Raw genomic sequence first — 19,266 nt, forward strand, 5'->3', positions numbered from 1 at the left:
CATGATTCGTGTGTTGTTCGTCTGCACCGGCAACATTTGCCGCTCACCCACGGCCGAAGGGGTGATGCGCGCTTTGGTGCAACAGGCTGGTTTGGCCGACGCCTACGAGATCGACTCGGCGGGCACCGAGGGCTGGCACGCGGGGGAAGCGCCGGATCGCCGTTCGCAAGCCCACGCACGGCGCCGGGGCTACGACTTGAGCCGGCTGCGCGCCCGGCGTGTCGAAGCCGCTGACTTTGCCCGTTTCGATTGGGTGCTGGCGCTGGATGCGGGCCACTTGGCCAGACTTCAACAGCGTTGTCCAGCACCGTTGCGGGGGCGTTTGCACCTGTTGATGGACATGGCCGACGGCCCACGCGGTCGCGAGGTGCCCGATCCATACTACGGTGGCCCGGACGGTTTCGAAACCGTGCTGGATTGCGTGGAGGACGGCTGCCGTGCGTTGTTACAACGCACCCGTCCGCGCTGACGGCGGGCGGCCCGCCGGGCCAATGGTTGACGGTTTCGCTCAAGCTGGCGACGTTCTTGCTTAACTCTGCCAGCGGGCCACCTGGGCGACATCCACGGAACCTTTTGTCGATCAAACTCGACTAAAAGACTCGGTTTCATCTATAATCGAGCGAAACACTCGGAATCAGTCGAGGGTTGGCCCTGATGCAGGGCTGGCGCCGATGTGATGAGGCCGGGATGTTGTATCCCAAGAGGGTTGCCGGCATTTCGCCATCCGAGCTGACAGGAGAGTTCCATGCGTTTGACCACCAAAGGCCGTTTCGCCGTGACGGCGATGATCGATCTGGCCCTGCGTTCCCACAACGGGCCGGTGGCCCTGGCGGCGATCAGCCAACGCCAACAGATCTCCTTGTCGTATCTCGAACAATTGTTCGGCAAGCTGCGTCGCCACGAACTGGTGGAAAGCACACGCGGCCCTGGCGGCGGCTATTCGCTGGGCCGCAAAGCCGAAGATATCAGCGTGGCGGACATCATCGTGGCCGTCGATGAACCCATCGACGCCACCGGCTGCGGCGGCAAGGAAAACTGCATGGGCCATGACATTGGTCGTTGCATGACCCACGAGCTGTGGGCCAACCTCAACGCCAAGATGATCGAGTACCTCGATTCGATCACCCTGCGCAAGCTGGTGGACGATCAACTGGCCAAGGGCGTTTCCATCGAAGAAGCGCCGGTCAAGCGTGCCATTTCGGCCACGCCGGTGGTCAAGCCGATCAAGGTGACGGCGCCGAATTCGGTGTTTGCGTTGGGGGGCAGCGCGTTTTCGCTCTCCAAGTGACGGGCTGATTCGCCACCGCTGCGCCTCGGTTTTCTTTCGTCGCGTCTGACCCCGCAGTGGCGGCGTGGGCGGCGCGTTTCCGACACATCCGCTCTTTCATCATGGACATGACCCCGCATTTCCCCATCTACATGGACTATGGCGCTACCACCCCGGTCGATCCGCGTGTAGTGGATGCGATGGTGCCTTGGCTGCGTGAACACTTCGGCAACCCCGCCAGCCGCAGCCACGCCTGGGGCTGGGAAGCGGAAGAGGCGGTGGAAAAAGCGCGTGTGCAAGTGGCCGAGCTGATCGGCGCTGATCCGCGTGAAATCGTCTGGACGTCGGGTGCCACCGAATCGAACAACCTGGCGATCAAAGGTGCAGCCAACTTCTACGCTGGCACCAAGGGTAAACACATCATCACCGTGAAAACCGAGCACAAAGCGGTGCTGGACACGGTGCGCGAGCTGGAGCGCCAAGGCTTCGAGGCCACCTACCTCGACGTGCAACCCGATGGCCTGCTGGACTTGGAAGCCTTCAAGGCCGCCATTCGCCCAGACACGGTGCTGGCCTCGGTGATGATGGTGAACAACGAAATCGGCGTCATCCAGGATGTGGTGGCGCTGGGTAACCTTTGCCGCGAGAAGGGCGTGATCTTCCACGTCGATGCCGCACAGGCCACCGGCAAGGTGGACATCGACCTGAAAAAGTTGCCCATCGACTTGATGAGCCTGGCCTCGCACAAGACCTACGGCCCCAAGGGCATCGGGGCCTTGTATGTGCGCCGCAAGCCGCGCATCCGCATCGAGCCGCAAATGCACGGCGGTGGGCATGAGCGCGGCATGCGTTCGGGCACGCTGCCGACGCACCAAATCGTGGGCATGGGCGAAGCCTTCCGCATCGCCAAGGAAGAGATGGCGGCTGAGCATGGGCGCATCCAAGCGCTGCACGACCGGCTGGTGAAAGGCTTGTCCGAAATCGAGCAAACCTTCATCAACGGCGATCTGACGCGCCGCGTGCCGCACAACCTCAACATCTCGTTCAACTTCGTGGAAGGCGAGTCGCTCATCATGGGGGTGAAGGGGTTGGCGGTGTCGTCCGGGTCGGCGTGTACGTCGGCCAGCTTGGAGCCGAGTTATGTGCTGCGTGCGCTGGGCCGCTCGGATGAGCTGGCGCACTCCAGTTTGCGCATCACCATTGGCCGCTTCACCACCGAGGACGACATCGATTACGCCGTGACGACGCTCAAAGAGCGCGTCGCCAAGCTGCGCGAGCTGTCGCCCCTGTGGGACATGTACAAGGACGGCATCGACCTCAGCACGATTCAATGGTCGGCCCACTGAGCAGGAGAACACCATGGCATACAGCGACAAGGTCATCGACCACTACGAAAACCCGCGCAACGTTGGCGCGTTCGACAAGTCCGACGACTCGGTGGGCACCGGCATGGTTGGTGCCCCGGCTTGCGGCGATGTGATGAAGCTGCAAATCAAGGTCAACCCGGAAACCGGGATGATCGAAGATGCCCGCTTCAAGACCTACGGTTGTGGCTCAGCGATTGCGTCCAGCTCGCTGGTGACGGAGTGGGTGAAGGGCAAGACGTTGGATCAAGCCCTGGAGATCAAGAACACCGACATCGCCGAAGAGCTGGCGCTGCCGCCGGTGAAGATTCACTGCTCGATCTTGGCTGAAGACGCCATCAAGGCCGCAGTGGACGATTACAAGTCCCGCCACGCCAGCGAGGCGGTTGCAGCGGAAAAGGCGAACTGAGATGGCCGTCACGCTGACTGAAGCGGCGGCACGCCACGTCACCCGCTACCTTTCGCGCCGGGGCAAGGGCGTGGGCGTGCGTTTGGGCGTCAAGACCACGGGCTGTTCGGGCTTGGCCTACAAGCTGGAATACGCCGATGAGATTGCAGAAGAAGACATCATCTTCGAGGGTCATGGCGTCAAGATCTTGATCGACCCGAAAAGCTTGCCTTACCTGGACGGCACCGAGCTGGACTTCGTGCGCGAAGGCCTGAACGAAGGTTTCAAGTTCTACAACCCGCGTGAGAAGGATCGCTGCGGTTGTGGGGAATCCTTCCGCGTGTGATGGCTGAGGCGTTGTTGGCCGTGATTTCGATTCGCCCTGAACGCGCCGATCACCCGCAAGTCGGCCCGCTGCTGGAGGCGCTGGACGCCTACCTCGCCAGCCTCTATGCGCCCGAAGACAACCACATCCTCGATGTGGCGGCGCTGCTGCAACCCGACATCGATTTTTTGGTGGCCGTGCAAGGGCAGGGCGCCCACGAGCGGCTGGTGGGCTGCGGCGCCACCCGCCGCATGCCGGGCGAACCGGCAACGAACGGCCAGCCTTACGGCGAGATCAAGCGCATGTTCGTCCACCCGACGCTGCGCGGCCAGCGCATCGCCGAGCGGCTGTTGGCGACGCTGGAAGCGCGTCTGCTTGAAGACGGCCTGAGCCTTGCAACCCTGGAAACCGGGCGTGACCAAACCGAAGCCGTTCGTCTGTATGAGCGCTGCGGTTATGTGCGCCGGGCACCGTTTGCGGGCTATCCCGACAACGGTTTGTCGGTCTTCTACGAAAAACGCTTGGCATGAACCTCCAGGACGACGATTTCACCCTCTTCGGCTTGCCGCCACAGTTCGCGCTGGATCGCGCCCAATTGGATGAGCGCTGGCGCACCCTGCAAGCCCAGGTTCACCCGGACAAGTTTGCCGCCGACGGCGCCGCCGCGCAGCGTGTGGCGATGCAATGGGCCGTGCGCGTGAACGAGGCTTACCGCCGCTTGAAAACCCCGCTGGAGCGCGCCAGCTACCTGTGCGAGCTGCGTGGTGCGGCCATCGGCGCGGAGAACAACACCGCCATGCCGGCGGCGTTTCTCATGCAACAAATGGAATGGCGCGAGGCGCTGGACGAAGCGCACGGTGTGGACGCCATCGAACGCTTGGACGACACCGTCGCGGCATTCGAAAAAAAGCTGCTGGCCGAGGTGGCCACGCTGCTGGATGAGCGCCACGACGCCCCCGCCGCTGCCCAACAGGTGCGCGCTTTGATGTTTGTGCAGCGCTTCCGCGCCGATATTTCTCGGCGGCTTGAAGCCCTGGATCCCTGACGGGATCTCTGACGTTTTTCCCCTTCCCCGAATGGCACTGCTCCAAATCTCTGAACCTGGCCAAGCGCCGGATCCGCACCAGCGTCGCATTGCCGTGGGCATCGACCTGGGCACCACGAACTCGCTCGTGGCCTCGCTGCGCCACGGCGTGGCCGAGTGCCTGCCCGATGCCCAAGGGCGGCTGATGCTGCCCTCGGTGGTGCGGTATTTGGAGGGCGGCGGGCGCCAGATCGGCTGGGACGCGCAAGCCGCGCAGGCGCAAGACTCGGAAAACACGCTGGTGTCGGTGAAGCGCTTCATGGGGCGCGGCCTGTCGGACATCGTCGGGCGTGACAAGCTGCCTTACCACTTCGTCGATCAACCCGGCATGGTGGGTTTGCAGACGCGCTTGGGGGTGAAGTCTCCGGTCGAGGTGTCGGCGGAGATTTTGGCGACGCTGCGTTACCGCGCCGAAGACACCTTCAATGATGATTTGTATGGCGCCGTCATCACCGTGCCGGCGTATTTTGACGACGCCCAGCGTCAAGCCACCAAGGACGCGGCGCAACTGGCCGGCCTGAACGTGCTGCGCCTCATCAACGAACCCACCGCCGCCGCCGTGGCCTACGGCCTGGACAACGGCAGCGAAGGGCTGTATGCGGTGTACGACCTGGGCGGCGGCACGTTTGACATCTCGCTGCTGCGCCTCTCGCGGGGGGTGTTCGAGGTGGTGGCCACGGGCGGCGATGCGGCCTTGGGCGGTGACGATTTCGATCACGCCCTGGCCGATTGGGCCGCCGCACAAGCCGGCGTGACGCCGCACACCGCTCAAGACAAACGCACCCTGCTGGTGGCCGCCCGTGCCGCCAAAGAGGCGCTGACTGGCGCCGAAACCACCGCGCTGAACGCGGCGCTTTCCACCGGCACCGTGGCCGTGACGGTGAGCCGCACGCAGTTCGACGCGCTGACGCGCCCGCTGCTCGACCGCACCCTGAGCGCCGTGCGCAAGGTGCTGCGCGACGCCAAAGTGACGCGCGACGAGGTGCAAGGCGTGGTGATGGTGGGCGGCTCCACGCGAATGCCGGCGGTGCGCTTGGCGGTGGGTGAGTTTTTTGGCCGCGAGCCGCTGACCAACGTCAACCCGGATGAAGTGGTGGCGATTGGTGCGGCCATCCAAGCCAACGCCCTGGCCGGCAACGCCCAGGATGGCGAGTTGCTGTTGCTGGACGTGATTCCGCTCTCGCTCGGCCTGGAAATGATGGGCGGGCTGGTGGAGCGAGTGATCGAGCGCAACACCACCCTGCCGGTGGCCAAGGCGCAGGACTTCACCACCTTCAAGGATGGGCAAACCGCGCTGGCCATCCACGTCGTGCAAGGCGAGCGCGAGTTGGTGGGCGATTGCCGCAGCCTGGCGCGTTTCACCCTGCGCGGCATTCCGCCGATGGCGGCGGGCGCGGCGCGCATCCGCGTCACCTTCCAAGTGGATGCGGACGGGCTGTTGAACGTCTTCGCCAAGGAACAAATTTCGGGCGTCGAAGCTTCGGTGCAAGTCAAGCCGAGTTACGGCCTGGCCGACGACGAGATCGCCCGCATGTTGAAAGACGGTTTTGCCAGCGCCGAGGCCGACATGCAGGCCCGCGCCTTGCGCGAAGCCCGTGTCGAAGCCGAGCGCATGACGCTGGCCACCCGCGCCGCCCTGGCCGCCGATGGCGACTTGCTGGACGAGGACGAACGCGCCGCCATCGACACCCTGTTGCGTGACTTGGCGCAAACCGCGCAAGGCGACTCGCCCGACGCCATCACCGCCAGCGTGGAAACGCTGGCCAAAGGCACCGAAGCCTTTGCTGCGGCGCGCATGAACAAGAGCATCCAGGCGGCCCTGACGGGGCGCAGCCTGGCGTCGATCTGACCCGATTCACCGAAAGTGCCACGATGCCCGTCATCAAAATCCTGCCCCACGTTGAGCTGTGCCCGCACGGTGACGAGATCGAAGCGCCCGCTGGCACCTCGATTTGCGAAGCCTTGGTGGAAAACGGCATCGCCCTCGAACACGCTTGTGAAATGAGCTGCGCTTGCACCACCTGCCATGTGGTGGTGAAGCAAGGCTTTGATTCGCTGGGTGAAACCGACGAAATCGAGGACGACATGCTCGACAAAGCCTGGGGCCTGACGCCGACCTCGCGCCTCGCCTGCCAAGCCATTCTGAGCGATGACGATGTGGTGATCGAGATCCCGCGCTACACCATCAACCACGCCCGCGAGCGGCACTGAACCGGCGGTGGCAGCATGAATGTTCTGGCGTTCGAATCCTCGTGTGACGAAACCGGCGTGGCTTTGGTGAGCTACGCGGGCCACGCGCGTCCGCAACTGCTGGCGCATGCGCTGCACAGCCAGATCAAGATGCACGAGGCTTACGGCGGCGTGGTGCCCGAGCTGGCCTCGCGGGATCATGTGCGCCGCGTGCTGCCCTTGACGCGCCAAGTGCTGGCCGACGCCCAACTCAGCTTGGACGCGGTGGACGTGGTGGCCTTCACCCAAGGGCCGGGGCTGGCGGGGGCGTTGCTGGTGGGTGCGGGCGTGGCCTGTGCGCTGGCCGCTGCGCTGGGCAAACCGACGCTGGGCGTGCATCACCTCGAAGGGCACTTGCTGTCGCCGTTTTTGTCCGCCGATCCGCCGGAGTTTCCTTTTGTGGCGCTGTTGGTGTCCGGCGGACACACGCAGTTGATGCGTGTGGATGGCGTCGGGCGCTACGAGTTGCTCGGCGAAACCATCGACGATGCGGCGGGCGAAGCCTTCGACAAATCCGCCAAGCTGCTGGGGCTGGGTTACCCCGGTGGGCCGGCGCTCTCCCAACTCGCGCAGCAAGGCAACCCGCAGGCGTTTGACTTGCCCCGGCCATTGCTGCATCAGCCCAACCTCGATTTTTCGTTCGCCGGGCTGAAAACGGCGGTGCTCACCACCCTGAAGCGCCTCGGCCCCGACGTGACGGACGCTCAGCGCGCCGACGTGGCGGCCAGCACCCAAGCCGCCATCGTCGAGGTGCTGGTGAAGAAGTCCCTCAAGGCGCTGAAGGCCACGGGGCTCAAGCGCCTGGTGATCGCCGGCGGCGTGGGCGCCAACGCCGGGTTGCGCGCTCAGTTGAATGAAGCGGCGCAGCGCCACCGCTTCCGCGTTCACTACCCTGAACTGCACTTGTGTACCGACAACGGCGCCATGATCGCCCTGGCCGCCGCGATGCGTTTGCAAGCCGGCTTGGCCCACGCCGGCACCGATTACCGCTTTGATGTGCGCCCCCGCTGGGCGCTGGACGCTGCCTGACGAGGAATGCCCCCCATGATGTCCCCGACTTCTTTGCCTACCCGGCGTCAATGGGTTCAACAGATCGCGGGCGCGGTGGGGCTGCTGGCGGGGATGTCCGCTGCGGTGGCGGCTGCACCCGCTGAGCCGATTCGGTTGGCGCTGATTGAGGGGCTGTCCGGCCCGTTCGGCAATGCGGGGGAGGCGGTGTTTCGCAACCTCCAATTTACGGTGGAGCGTGTGAACGCACGCGGCGGTGTGAAGCTGCCCGGTGGCGCCCGTCCGCTGGCGTTGCTGCGCCTCGATAGCAAGGGCAACACCGAGGAGGCGTTGAGCCTGCTGCGCAGTGCCATCGACCAAGGTGCCCGTTTCATTCTGCAAGGCAACAGTTCGGCCACAGCCGCCGCCCTCATCGACGCGCTGAACAAACACAACGAGCGCGAGCCGCAGCGCAGGGTGTTGTTCCTCAACTATTCAGCCGTCGATCCGAGTTTGACGAACGAGCGGTGCAGCTTTTGGCACTTCCGCTTCGATGCCCACGCGGACATGCGCCTGAACGCCCTGACCGACGTGATGCGTGCCGATACGCGCCTGAAAAAAGCCTACCTCATCGGCCAAGATTACAGCTTTGGCCAGCAGGTGGTGCGCCGGGCCCGCGAGATGATCGCCGCCAAGCGGCCAGACATTGAGATCGTTGGTGAGGAGCTGCACCCGATGGGCCGGGTGAAGGACTTCCTGCCCTATGCCACCAAAATCCGCGCCAGCGGCGCCCAAGCGGTGGTGACGGGCAACTGGGGCAACGACTTGACACTGTTGGTCAAGGCGGTGCGAGACCTGGGGTTGAACGTCAAGTTCTACACCTTTTACGGCAATGCACTGGGCGTGCCAGCGACCTTGGGGGATGCCGGCGTGGGCACGGTGCTGGCCGTGTCCGAGTGGCACTTCAATGTGGGCGATGCCGGCTCGGACGCCATGGTCGGTGCGTTTCGCCGCCGCTTTCCCAATCCGCAGGAGGACTACCTGCACGCTCGGATGCAGCTCATGGTCGAGATGGCCGTGGCCGCGATGGAAAAAGCCCGCTCAACCGAGGCCGTACCGGTGGCCCGGGCGCTGGAGGGCCTGTCGTTCCAAGGGGCGGCGGTCGGTGTGCCACACAGTGGTCTGATGCGTGCGGAGGATCATCAGTTGATCCAGCCGTTGTACGTCAGCGGCATGGATCGGGCGGGGGCAGGGGGGCCGAAGTGGGATGTCGAAGGCTCCGGCTATGGTTTCCGCACGGTGCGGCGCTTCGATGGCCCTCTCACTGCCTTGCCCAGCCGCTGTACGATGACCCGACCCTGAACGGGCCACCGAGCTATAATCGACAGCTTTTGCGAAACCGGCTGCGGTCGGAACGCAAAAAAACACAGCACGACGCGGGTCGGTTTCACCCGCGCTCGCAAGTCCAACCGAAACCGTGCGGCGCTCGCAACAGCGGGGCTGGCGGTTTCAGCTTTACAAGGAAATCGCCATGTCCGTGGCTGACATCAACAAGGCCGACATCGTCGCCGCCCACGCTCGCGGTGCTGCTGATACCGGCTCCCCCGAAGTGCAAGTCGCTCTGCTGACCGCTCGCATCAACGAGCTGACCCCCCACTTCAAGCTCCACGCCAAGGATCACCATGGCCGTCGCGGTCTGCTGAAGATGGTCAACCAGCGCAAGCGCCTGCTGGCTTACCTGAAGAGCACGGACGCCGATCGCTACGTTGCGCTGATCAAGAAGCTGGGCCTGCGCAAGTAAGCTGAGCAACGATGACGAAAGCCTGTGTGGAGCCCAGTCTGCACACAGGCTTTTCGTTTTTTGAACCTTCCCCCATCCGTTTAGATTCGCGTCGCTCACGAGCATTGCTGTGTCATTCCAAGGCCAGGCGTTGGCCTGGCCTTGGAATGGCATGCCGCCCGAGACGATCGCCGTCTGAGCTTGTCAGAAAGAAACGAGCGCCATGAGCCTCTTCAATAAAGTCACCAAATCGTTCCAATGGGGCCCGCATCAGGTCACGATGGAAACCGGCGAAATCGCTCGCCAAGCCACCGGCGCTGTGCTGGTGGACATCGAAGGCACCGTGGTGCTGGCCACCGTGGTGGCCGCCAAAGACGCCAAGCCGGGCCAAGACTTCTTCCCGCTGACCGTCGATTACCTCGAAAAGACCTACGCCGCCGGCAAGATCCCGGGCAGCTTCTTCAAGCGCGAAGGCCGCCCCAGTGAGCTGGAAACCCTGACCAGCCGCCTGATCGACCGCCCGATCCGCCCGCTGTTCCCGGAAGGCTTCTTCAATGAAGTGCAAGTGGTGGTGCATGTGCTCAGCCTGAACCCGGAAGTTCAAGCCGACATCGCCGCCCTGATCGCTTCCAGCGCCGCGCTGAGCATCTCCGGCATCCCGTTCAACGGCCCGATTGGCGCCGCCCGCGTGGGTTATGTCAACGGCGAATACGTGCTCAACCCCGGTAAGACCGAGCTGGCCAACTCCAAGATGGATTTGGTGGTGGCAGGTACGGAGACCGCCGTGCTGATGGTCGAGTCCGAAGCCGACCAACTGCCGGAAGACGTGATGCTGGGCGCCGTGGTGTTCGGCCATGACCAAGGCAAGATCGCCATCAACGCCATCCACGAACTGGTGCGCGACGCTGGCAAGCCCGAGTGGCAAGCCGCTGGCCTGTGGTCGCCCCCGGCCAAGGACGAAGCGTTCATCGCCAAGGTGAGCGAGCTGGCCGAAGGTGCCCTGCGTGCGGCCTACCAAATCCGCTCCAAGCAAGCCCGTACCCAAGCCTGTCGCGCAGCCTACGCTGCTGCCAAGGCGGCCTTGACCGCTGAAGGCGTGGCTTTCGACGAAGTCAAGGTCGAAGGCTTGCTGTTTGACATCGAAGCCCGCATCGTGCGCAGCCAGATCCTGGCTGGCGAGCCGCGCATTGATGGCCGTGACACCCGCACCGTGCGCCCGATCGAAATCCGCAACAGCGTGCTGCCGCGTGTGCATGGTTCGTCGCTGTTCACCCGGGGCGAAACCCAAGCCCTGGTGATCGCCACCCTGGGCACCGAGCGCGACGCGCAAACCATCGACGCCCTGGCCGGTGAGTTCAGCGAGCGTTTCATGCTGCACTACAACATGCCGCCGTTCGCCACGGGCGAAACCGGCCGCGTGGGCTCGCCCAAGCGCCGCGAAATCGGCCACGGTCGCCTGGCCAAGCGCGCCCTGGTGCCGGTGCTGCCCGCCAAGGAAGACTTCCCGTACACCATCCGCGTGGTGTCGGAAATCACCGAATCGAACGGTTCGTCGTCGATGGCATCGGTGTGCGGTGGCTGCCTCTCCATGCTGGACGCTGGCGTGCCGCTGAAGGCGCATGTCGCTGGCATCGCCATGGGTCTGATCAAGGAAGGCAACCGTTTTGCGGTGCTGACCGACATCCTGGGCGACGAAGATCACCTGGGCGACATGGACTTCAAGGTGGCTGGCACCACGCAAGGCGTGACCGCGCTGCAAATGGACATCAAGATCCAGGGCATCACCAAGGAAATCATGCAAGTCGCACTGGCGCAAGCCAAAGAAGCGCGCATGCACATCCTGGGCATCATGGTGGGGGCCGTGGGCGGCGCCAAGGACGAGGTGTCCGAGTTCGCCCCGCGTCTGTACACCATGAAGATCAACCCCGAGAAGATCCGTGACGTGATCGGTAAGGGCGGCGCCACCATCCGCGCCCTGACCGAAGAAACCGGCACCCAGATCAACATCGCGGAAGACGGCACCATCACCATCGCCTCGACCGAAGCGGCCAAGGCCGAAGCGGCCAAGAAGCGCATCGAGCAAATCACCGCTGAAGCCGAAATCGGCAAGGTGTACGAAGGCCCGGTCGTCAAGATTCTGGACTTCGGCGCCCTGGTCAACGTGCTGCCTGGCAAAGATGGTCTGCTGCACATCAGCCAAATTGCCCACCAGCGCGTGGAAAAGGTGACGGACTTCCTGACCGAAGGCCAGATCGTCAAGGTCAAAGTGCTGGAAACGGACGAAAAAGGCCGTATCAAGCTGTCCATGAAGGCTTTGTTGGAGCGTCCGGAAGGCATGGAAGAGGAGCGTTTCGAGCGTTCTCGCCGTGAAGACCGGGGTGATCGTTTTGACCGTGGCGATCGTCGTGATCGCGGCCCGCGTCGTGAGCGTGCTGAGCAAGCTCCGCGTACGGAAGCGGCTGCCCCCGCAGAACCCGCTGCTGACGCGCCGCAACAACAACAGCAGCAACAGCAGTAAGCTGCGCGTCGTTGCATCCCCCGCCGCCAGGAGTTGACGTCCATGCGAGCCATTGCCATCACCCAGTTCGGTGCCCCCGAGGTACTGGTCGAAACCGTGTGCGCCGACCCGGTGCCGGCGGCGGGTGAGGTGCTGATCCGCGTCAGCGCTTCGGGGGTGAATCGGCCAGACGTGTTACAGCGCAAAGGCGCGTATGCACCGCCGCCGGGCGCTTCCGAGCTGCCGGGGTTGGAAGTGGCAGGCACCCTCGTCGCTGGCGATGCGGCGGCGTTGGCGGCGGCGGGCTGGCAACTGGGGGATCGCGTCTGCGCCCTGGTGGCCGGGGGCGGTTACGCCGAGTTGTGCGTGGCTCCGATTGCGCAGTGTTTGCCAATCCCCGCCGGTTTGAGCGACGTGGAAGCGGCCAGCCTGCCCGAAACCTTTTTCACCGTCTGGTCGAACGTGTTCGATCGGGCACGCTTGCAGGCAGGTGAAACCCTGCTGGTACAAGGCGGTACCAGTGGCATCGGCGTGACGGCGATCTTGCTGGCCAAAGCCCTGGGTGCCACCGTCATCGTGACCGCCGGCAGCGATGACAAGTGCGCTGCTTGCCTCAAATTGGGTGCTGACCACGCCATCAACTACAAAACCCACGATTTCGCTGCCGAGGTCAAGCGCCTGACCGACGGGCGTGGCGTGGACGTGGTGTTGGACATGGTTGCCGGCGACTATGTGGCCCGCGAAGTGAGTTGCTTGGCCGATGACGGGCGCATCGTCATCATCGCCATCCAAGGCGGCACCAAGTCGGGCTTCAACGCGGGTGACGTGCTGCGGCGCCGGCTCACCATCACAGGTTCGACGCTGCGTCCGCGCTCGGTGGCCTTTAAAGCGGCGATTGCGCACCAGTTGCGCCAGACCGTATGGCCGCTGTTCGAGCGTGGGGACATCCGCCCGGTGATCGAGCGTGTATTCCCAGCGGCGCAAGCGGCGCAAGCCCATGCGCTGATGGAGTCCGGTCAGCATGTCGGCAAGATCGTGTTGCAGTGGTGACGCTGCCTTTTATCGACAACCATCGACACAAACACCTCATGCAGGAGATGAACAAAATGCGACGCAAACTCGTGGTCGGCAACTGGAAGATGCATGGTAGCCACAAGGCCAACGCTGAGCTGTTGGCGGGCATCGTCGAGGCCCGTCCATTCGGGTGTGACGTGGCCGTGTGCGTGCCGTTCCCCTATCTGTCTGAAACAGCGGTGACGCTGGCTGCCAGCGACGTGCGCTGGGGCGCCCAAGATTGCTCGGCCCATGAGCAAGGGGCTTACACGGGTGAAGTGTCTGTGGGGATGCTGCACGAGTTCGGTTGCCGCTACGTCATCGTTGGGCACTCGGAGCGTCGTGCTTACCACGGTGAAACCGATCAGCTCGTGGCTGATAAGGCCAAAGCTGCCCTGGCACGCGGCATCACCCCGATCGTCTGCGTGGGCGAAACCCTGGAGCAGCGCGAAGCGGGTGAAACCGAGGCCGTGGTCAAACGTCAGCTTTCGGCTGTGATTCACACGCTGGGCCACTGTGCCGGCGAGATGGTTGTGGCCTACGAACCGGTGTGGGCCATTGGCACCGGTCGCACCGCATCGCCTGAGCAGGCGCAAGCCGTTCATGCAGTGCTGCGCGCACAACTGCGGGCTGCCACGGCACGGGCCGATGAGATGCAAATCCTGTACGGTGGCAGCGTCAAACCAGACAACGCCACCGTGCTGTTCACCCAAGCCGATATCGACGGTGGCTTGATCGGTGGCGCAGCACTCAAAGCCAAGGACTTCGTGGCGATCTGCCGCGCAGCCGGCTGAAAACGCGCGGTTAGCGCTAGTCTTTTGGAGTAGTCAACACATGCAAATTTGGACAAGTTTGCTGGTCGTGGTGCAGATGGTGGCTGCCATCGCCATGATCGGTCTGGTGCTGGTGCAGCACGGCAAGGGCGCGGACATGGGCGCTTCGTTTGGCAGCGGGGCGTCGGGCAGTTTGTTCGGTGCCACGGGCAGCGCTAACTTCTTGTCGCGTTCGACGGCCATTTGCGCAGGGGTATTTTTCACCGCAACGCTGGCGTTGGCATTCTTCTCCGGCAGCGTGCGTCCGACCACTCCAACGGATGGTGGCAGCGTGTTGGATCGGGCGGGCGTAGCGGCTTCGGTGCCGGCGGTGCCACAGATTCCTGCGGTTGCGCCTGCCGTGGCAGCCAGTGTGGGTGTAGCTGCTTCAGCGCAGTAAGCACAAAAAACCGTGATCGGCCCTAGGAATTTGCGCTGCATCAGGTTAGAATGCACGTCTGCCTAGCGAGCAATACCTCACGCAAGCTGGCAAATACTTGAAAGATACCGGTCAGAAGCGGGTGTCACACTTCAGGTAACAAACCCAAGCCGACGTGGTGAAATTGGTAGACACGCTATCTTGAGGGGGTAGTGGCGAAAGCTGTGCGAGTTCGAGTCTCGCCGTCGGCACCAGATACCGATCGACAGAAAACCTCATCCGGCTTTTCTGTTGTGCGCCCTGAGGCAGAGTTGCTGACAGGGAACAAGCTGGGCGCGCTGGGTCTTGGTTTTCGTATGAAAGTCAAGGCAAGCGCGCTTTTTTTGTGGCCGGATGGGCTCAAAATCACTGCTGGACACCCAACCATGGATCTGCAAGCCTACCTTCCCGTCATTCTTTTCATCGTGGTCGGTACTGCCATTGGCATTGCGCCGCAGGTGCTCGGCTTCTTGCTGGGCCCCAATCGCCCCGATGCTGAAAAGAACTCTCCCTACGAATGCGGCTTCGAGGCTTTTGAAGACGCTCGGATGAAGTTTGATGTGCGCTACTACTTGGTGGCCATTCTGTTCATCTTGTTCGATTTGGAAATCGCGTTCCTGTTTCCGTGGGCCGTTTCGTTGCAAGACATCGGCGCGTCAGGTTTCTGGGCGATGATGGTGTTTCTGGCCATCCTCGTCGTCGGTTTTGCCTACGAATGGAAGAAGGGTGCCCTGGACTGGGAGTGATCCCCAGGCATGCACTTGTGGTCAGCATCAGAAAATTCAAGACCTTCTGGGTGCTGGCGCTGTTGAGTTCACGCCGCGCTGGCGAGAGGCACGCAACACATGGCTATTGATGGCGTTTTGAAAGAAGGGTTTGTGACCACCTCGGTCGACAAACTCATCAACTGGTCGAAAACCGGCTCTTTGTGGCCGATGACGTTCGGTCTGGCTTGCTGTGCCGTGGAAATGATCCACGCGGGTGCAGCCCGGTATGACATTGACCGTTTCGGCATGTTGTTCCGTCCCAGCCCACGTCAATCTGACTTGATGGTGGTGGCCGGCACGTTGTGCAACAAGATGGCCCCAGCGTTGCGCAAGGTGTATGACCAGATGGCGGAGCCCCGTTGGGTGCTCTCTATGGGGTCGTGTGCCAATGGTGGTGGTTATTACCACTACAGCTATTCGGTGGTTCGTGGCTGTGACCGCATCGTGCCGGTGGATGTTTACGTGCCAGGTTGTCCACCGACGGCTGAGGCGCTGCTCTACGGCATCCTGCAATTGCAGGCCAAAATTCGCCGCGAAAACACCATCGCGCGCAAGTAAACAGGCGCTATACGCTCATGACGAAGAAACTCAATTCTTTGCAAGCTGCGCTCGAAACCGTGCTGGGCGAGCGCATTCGCCATTTCAAGCGCGATCGCGGTGAGATCACCATCACGGTGAGTGCAGCTGATTATTTCGACGTGGCCAAAGCGCTGCATGACGACCCTAGCCTCAAATTTGAGCAGTTGGTTGACTTGTGCGGTATGGACATGTTCACCTACAAAGATCAGCCTTGGGATGGGCCGCGTTTCGTGACCGTGCTGCATCTGTTGTCTGTGAGCCTGAATTGGCGTTTGCGCGTCAAAGTGTTTGCGCCCGATGACGATTTGCCGGTGGTGGCCTCTGTCAACCCGATTTGGAACTCGGCCAACTGGTACGAGCGCGAGTCGTTTGACATGTACGGCATCATCTACGAGGGTCACGAGGATCTGCGTCGCATCTTGACGGACTACGGCTTCATCGGTCATCCGATGCGCAAAGACTTCCCTGTCAGCGGCCATGTAGAGATGCGCTACGACGCTGAAACCCGTCGTGTGGTCTACCAGCCGGTGACCATTGAGCCGCGCGAAATCACGCCGCGCGTGATCCGCGAAGACAAGTACGGCGGCCTGCACTGAGCCGGGAAACGTCATGGCAGAAATTAAGAACTACACCCTGAACTTCGGTCCGCAGCACCCGGCCGCACACGGCGTGCTGCGCCTGGTGCTGGAGCTGGATGGCGAAGTCATTCAGCGCGCCGACCCTCACATTGGCCTGTTGCACCGCGCCACCGAAAAGTTGGCTGAGCAAAAGACCTTCATTCAGTCGCTGCCCTACATGGATCGGCTGGATTACGTGTCGATGATGTGCAACGAGCACGCTTACTGCTTGGCCATCGAAAAGATGCTGGGCATTGACGTGCCGGTGCGTGCCCAGTACATCCGCGTGATGTTCTCCGAGATCACCCGTTTGCTGAACCACCTGCTGTGGTTGGGCTGCCACGGGTTGGACTGCGGCGCGATGAACATCTGTATCTACTGCTTCCGCGAGCGTGAAGATCTCTTCGACATGTACGAAGCGGTGTCGGGAGCCCGGATGCACGCGGCTTACTTCCGTCCGGGTGGCGTTTACCGCGATCTGCCGGACTCCATGCCGCAGTATCAGGTTAGCAAGCTCAAGAACGAACGTGCGATCAAGAAGCTCAACGAAAACCGTCAAGGCTCGTTGTTGGACTTCATCGACGATTTCGTTCAGCGCTTCCCGGCCATGATGGACGACTACGAAACGCTGCTGACCGACAACCGGATCTGGAAGCAACGTACGGTCGGCATTGGTGTCATCTCGCCGGAACGCGCTTTGAACATGGGTCTGACGGGTGCCATGTTGCGCGGCTCGGGTATCGCGTGGGATCTGCGCAAGACTCAGCCTTACGACGTCTACGCCAAGATGGACTTCGACGTGCCTGTGGGCGTCAACGGCGACACCTATGACCGTTATTTGGTGCGCATCGCCGAAATGCGTCAGTCCAATCGCATCATCAAGCAGTGCGTGGACTGGTTGCGTGCCAACCCGGGCCCGGTCATCACCGACAACCACAAGGTGGCACCGCCCTCGCGTGTGGCGATGAAGACCAGCATGGAAGAGCTGATCCACCACTTCAAGCTCTTCTCCGAAGGTTTCCGTGTGCCTGAGAGCGAGGCCTACGCTGCCGTGGAGCACCCGAAGGGTGAGTTCGGCATCTATTTGGTGAGCGACGGCGCTAACAAGCCTTATCGCCTGAAGATCCGCGCTCCGGGTTTTGCCCACCTGGCTGCTCTGGACGAGCTGTCGCGCGGCCACATGATTGCCGACGCGGTGGCCGTGATCGGCACCATGGACATCGTGTTTGGTGAGATTGACCGATGACTCTTTCTGAAGCCACCAAGGCGCGTTTTGCGCGCGAAGTTGCCAAGTATCCGGCGGGCTATCAACAGTCGGCCGTGATGGCCTGTCTGTCGATCGTGCAGCAGGAGCAGGGCTGGGTGTCGGCTGAGGCCGAAGAGCAGATCGCTGCTTACCTGGGCATGGCGCCGATCGCCGTGCGTGAGGTCACCACCTTCTACAACATGTACAACCAGCAGCCGACGGGCAAGTACAAGCTCAACGTCTGCACCAACCTGCCGTGCCAACTGCGCAACGGTCAGGGTGCGCTGGAGCATCTGTTGAAGGCGTTGGGCGTCGAAGACGGCGGCACCACTGCCGACGGCCTGTTCACCGTGGCCAAGTGCGAGTGTTTGGGCGCTTGCGCGGATGCACCGGTGATGCTGGTCAACGATCGCCAGATGCTCAGCTACATGAGCGATGACAAGCTGGACGAACTGGTCAAAGTGATCAAGTCCGCAGAAGGAAAGGCCGCCTGACCCATGGCACTCGATCTTTCCCGTTTCCAGGCCACGGGCCTCGAAACCTGCTTCCATGATCGCCACATCGGCGCTCAGATCTATGCCGGTTTGGACGGCAAGAATTGGCGTCTGGCGGACTATGTCGCCCGTGGCGGCTACCAAGCCCTGCGCAAGGTGCTGGGGGCGGACGGCGGCGCCGGCATGACCCAGGATCAGGTGATCGCCGAAGTCAAGGCCTCCGCGCTGCGTGGCCGTGGCGGTGCAGGCTTTCCGACCGGTCTGAAGTGGAGCTTCATGCCCCGCTCCTTCCCGGGCCAGAAGTTCCTGATGTGTAACTCGGACGAAGGTGAGCCGGGGACTTGCAAGGATCGCGACATCCTGCAATTCAACCCGCACATCGTGATCGAAGGCATGGCCATCGCCGCGTTCGCGATGGGCATCACCCGGGGCTACAACTACATCCACGGTGAAATTTTCGAGGTGTACGAACGCTTCGAGGAGGCCATCGCCGAGGCCAAAGCTGCTGGTCTGTTGGGCAACAACATCCTGGGAACGAATTTCAGCTTCGAGCTGAATGCGCACCATGGTTTTGGCGCCTACATCTGCGGCGAAGAAACCTCGCTGCTGGAATCGGTGGAAGGCAAGAAGGGCCAGCCGCGCTTCAAGCCGCCGTTCCCGGCGAGCTTCGGCCTCTACGGCAAGCCCACCACCATCAATAACACCGAGACCTTCGCGGCGGTGCCTTGGATCATCCGCAACGGCGGCCAAGCCTACCTGGAATGCGGCAAGCCCAACAACGGCGGCACCAAGATTTTCTCGATGGTCGGTGACGTGGCGCGTCCCGGCAACTACGAGATCCCGATGGGCACACCGTTCTCCAAGTTGTTGGAGTTGGCGGGTGGCGTCAAGGGTGGCAAGAAGCTGAAGGCGGTGATTCCAGGCGGTTCGTCCTCCCCGGTGCTGCCAGCCGACGTGATGATGGCCTGCACGATGGACTATGACTCCATCAGCAAGGCGGGCTCCATGCTCGGTTCCGGCGCGGTGATCGTGATGGATGAGACTCGCTGCATGGTCAAGAGCCTGCTGCGTCTGTCTTACTTCTATGCGCACGAATCCTGCGGTCAATGCACGCCCTGCCGTGAAGGCACGGGTTGGCTGTACCGTTTGGTCAGTCGTATCGAGCATGGCGAAGGTCGCATGGAAGACTTGGCGCTGCTCGACAACGTGGCAGAAAACATCATGGGGCGCACCATCTGTGCCCTGGGCGATGCGGCGGCGATGCCGGTTCGCGGAATGATCAAACATTTCCGTAACGAGTTCGTTCACCACATCGAGCACAAGACCTGCACGGTCCCGGCCTACGTCTGACGCGGGGCA

At 62.5% G+C, this 19,266-nt stretch carries 21 protein-coding genes, 1 tRNA gene and 1 pseudogene; all 23 read left to right on the forward strand.

Annotation, left to right across the window (positions count from 1 at the left end; genetic code table 11):
- Position 1 precedes the first annotated feature (1 nt).
- Positions 2-469: a low molecular weight protein-tyrosine-phosphatase gene (locus VITFI_RS09595; RefSeq protein ID WP_089416759.1), complete on the forward strand. Its 468-nt coding sequence runs from the start codon at positions 2-4 to the stop codon at positions 467-469.
- Between the two features lie 276 nt (positions 470-745).
- On the forward strand, positions 746-1,288 hold the full coding sequence (iscR, locus tag VITFI_RS09600) for a Fe-S cluster assembly transcriptional regulator IscR (RefSeq protein WP_089416760.1): 543 nt from the start codon (positions 746-748) through the stop codon (positions 1,286-1,288).
- 107 nt (positions 1,289-1,395) lie between these two features.
- Positions 1,396-2,613: an IscS subfamily cysteine desulfurase gene (locus tag VITFI_RS09605; protein ID WP_198301401.1), complete on the forward strand. Its 1,218-nt coding sequence runs from the start codon at positions 1,396-1,398 to the stop codon at positions 2,611-2,613.
- A 13-nt stretch (positions 2,614-2,626) separates the two neighbouring features.
- Positions 2,627-3,040, forward strand: a complete 414-nt coding sequence (gene iscU / locus VITFI_RS09610) for a Fe-S cluster assembly scaffold IscU (protein ID WP_089416761.1) — start codon at positions 2,627-2,629, stop codon at positions 3,038-3,040.
- A gap of 1 nt (position 3,041) precedes the next feature.
- Positions 3,042-3,365, forward strand: coding sequence for an iron-sulfur cluster assembly protein IscA (gene iscA, locus VITFI_RS09615; protein ID WP_089416762.1), 324 nt, complete (start codon positions 3,042-3,044; stop codon positions 3,363-3,365).
- The gene (locus VITFI_RS09620) at positions 3,341-3,874 is read left to right on the forward strand and encodes a GNAT family N-acetyltransferase (protein ID WP_198301402.1); all 534 of its coding nucleotides are present in this window, start codon (positions 3,341-3,343) and stop codon (positions 3,872-3,874) included. The genes iscA and VITFI_RS09620 overlap by 25 nt, the downstream gene beginning before the upstream one ends.
- Positions 3,871-4,389 carry a Fe-S protein assembly co-chaperone HscB gene (gene hscB / locus VITFI_RS09625; RefSeq protein ID WP_089416763.1) on the forward strand — a complete coding sequence of 173 codons (519 nt, stop codon included), beginning with the start codon at positions 3,871-3,873 and terminating at the stop codon, positions 4,387-4,389. The genes VITFI_RS09620 and hscB overlap by 4 nt, the downstream gene beginning before the upstream one ends.
- 31 nt (positions 4,390-4,420) lie before the next feature.
- On the forward strand, positions 4,421-6,277 hold the full coding sequence (gene hscA, locus VITFI_RS09630) for a Fe-S protein assembly chaperone HscA (protein ID WP_089416764.1): 1,857 nt from the start codon (positions 4,421-4,423) through the stop codon (positions 6,275-6,277).
- A gap of 23 nt (positions 6,278-6,300) precedes the next feature.
- Positions 6,301-6,639 (forward strand): ISC system 2Fe-2S type ferredoxin, encoded by a 339-nt coding sequence (fdx, locus tag VITFI_RS09635; RefSeq protein ID WP_089416765.1) that lies wholly within the window; start codon positions 6,301-6,303, stop codon positions 6,637-6,639.
- Between the two features lie 15 nt (positions 6,640-6,654).
- Complete coding sequence (gene tsaD, locus VITFI_RS09640) at positions 6,655-7,686, forward strand: tRNA (adenosine(37)-N6)-threonylcarbamoyltransferase complex transferase subunit TsaD (protein ID WP_089416766.1); 1,032 nt, start codon at positions 6,655-6,657, stop codon at positions 7,684-7,686.
- A gap of 15 nt (positions 7,687-7,701) precedes the next feature.
- The gene (locus VITFI_RS09645) at positions 7,702-9,006 is read left to right on the forward strand and encodes a branched-chain amino acid ABC transporter substrate-binding protein (RefSeq protein ID WP_198301403.1); all 1,305 of its coding nucleotides are present in this window, start codon (positions 7,702-7,704) and stop codon (positions 9,004-9,006) included.
- A 169-nt stretch (positions 9,007-9,175) separates the two neighbouring features.
- Entirely contained in the window at positions 9,176-9,445 is a 270-nt protein-coding gene (rpsO, locus tag VITFI_RS09650; protein WP_089416767.1) for a 30S ribosomal protein S15, read from the forward strand.
- 202 nt (positions 9,446-9,647) lie between these two features.
- Positions 9,648-11,753 (forward strand): annotated as a pseudogene (pnp, locus tag VITFI_RS09655) (polyribonucleotide nucleotidyltransferase); the annotation flags it as partial.
- A 231-nt stretch (positions 11,754-11,984) separates the two neighbouring features.
- The gene (locus VITFI_RS09660) at positions 11,985-12,971 is read left to right on the forward strand and encodes an NAD(P)H-quinone oxidoreductase (protein ID WP_089416769.1); all 987 of its coding nucleotides are present in this window, start codon (positions 11,985-11,987) and stop codon (positions 12,969-12,971) included.
- Positions 12,972-13,027: 56 nt separating this feature from the next.
- The gene (gene tpiA, locus VITFI_RS09665) at positions 13,028-13,768 is read left to right on the forward strand and encodes a triose-phosphate isomerase (RefSeq protein ID WP_089418085.1); all 741 of its coding nucleotides are present in this window, start codon (positions 13,028-13,030) and stop codon (positions 13,766-13,768) included.
- Between the two features lie 40 nt (positions 13,769-13,808).
- Positions 13,809-14,186, forward strand: coding sequence for a preprotein translocase subunit SecG (secG, locus tag VITFI_RS09670; protein WP_089416770.1), 378 nt, complete (start codon positions 13,809-13,811; stop codon positions 14,184-14,186).
- A gap of 148 nt (positions 14,187-14,334) precedes the next feature.
- Positions 14,335-14,419, forward strand: a tRNA-Leu gene (locus VITFI_RS09675).
- A 171-nt stretch (positions 14,420-14,590) separates the two neighbouring features.
- A complete protein-coding gene (locus VITFI_RS09680; RefSeq protein WP_089416771.1) occupies positions 14,591-14,950 on the forward strand; it encodes an NADH-quinone oxidoreductase subunit A in 360 nt (119 codons plus the stop codon).
- A gap of 99 nt (positions 14,951-15,049) precedes the next feature.
- Positions 15,050-15,529 (forward strand): NuoB/complex I 20 kDa subunit family protein, encoded by a 480-nt coding sequence (locus tag VITFI_RS09685; protein WP_089416772.1) that lies wholly within the window; start codon positions 15,050-15,052, stop codon positions 15,527-15,529.
- Between the two features lie 17 nt (positions 15,530-15,546).
- Positions 15,547-16,146 carry an NADH-quinone oxidoreductase subunit C gene (locus VITFI_RS09690; protein WP_089416773.1) on the forward strand — a complete coding sequence of 200 codons (600 nt, stop codon included), beginning with the start codon at positions 15,547-15,549 and terminating at the stop codon, positions 16,144-16,146.
- Positions 16,147-16,159: 13 nt separating this feature from the next.
- On the forward strand, positions 16,160-17,413 hold the full coding sequence (locus VITFI_RS09695; RefSeq protein WP_089416774.1) for an NADH-quinone oxidoreductase subunit D: 1,254 nt from the start codon (positions 16,160-16,162) through the stop codon (positions 17,411-17,413).
- Positions 17,410-17,907: an NADH-quinone oxidoreductase subunit NuoE family protein gene (locus tag VITFI_RS09700; protein ID WP_089416775.1), complete on the forward strand. Its 498-nt coding sequence runs from the start codon at positions 17,410-17,412 to the stop codon at positions 17,905-17,907. The genes VITFI_RS09695 and VITFI_RS09700 overlap by 4 nt, the downstream gene beginning before the upstream one ends.
- A gap of 3 nt (positions 17,908-17,910) precedes the next feature.
- Positions 17,911-19,257: an NADH-quinone oxidoreductase subunit NuoF gene (gene nuoF, locus VITFI_RS09705; protein WP_089416776.1), complete on the forward strand. Its 1,347-nt coding sequence runs from the start codon at positions 17,911-17,913 to the stop codon at positions 19,255-19,257.
- Positions 19,258-19,266: the final 9 nt, after the last annotated feature.

Source organism: Vitreoscilla filiformis (assembly GCF_002222655.1).
GTDB classification, from domain to species: Bacteria; Pseudomonadota; Gammaproteobacteria; order Burkholderiales; family Burkholderiaceae_C; genus Ideonella; species Ideonella filiformis.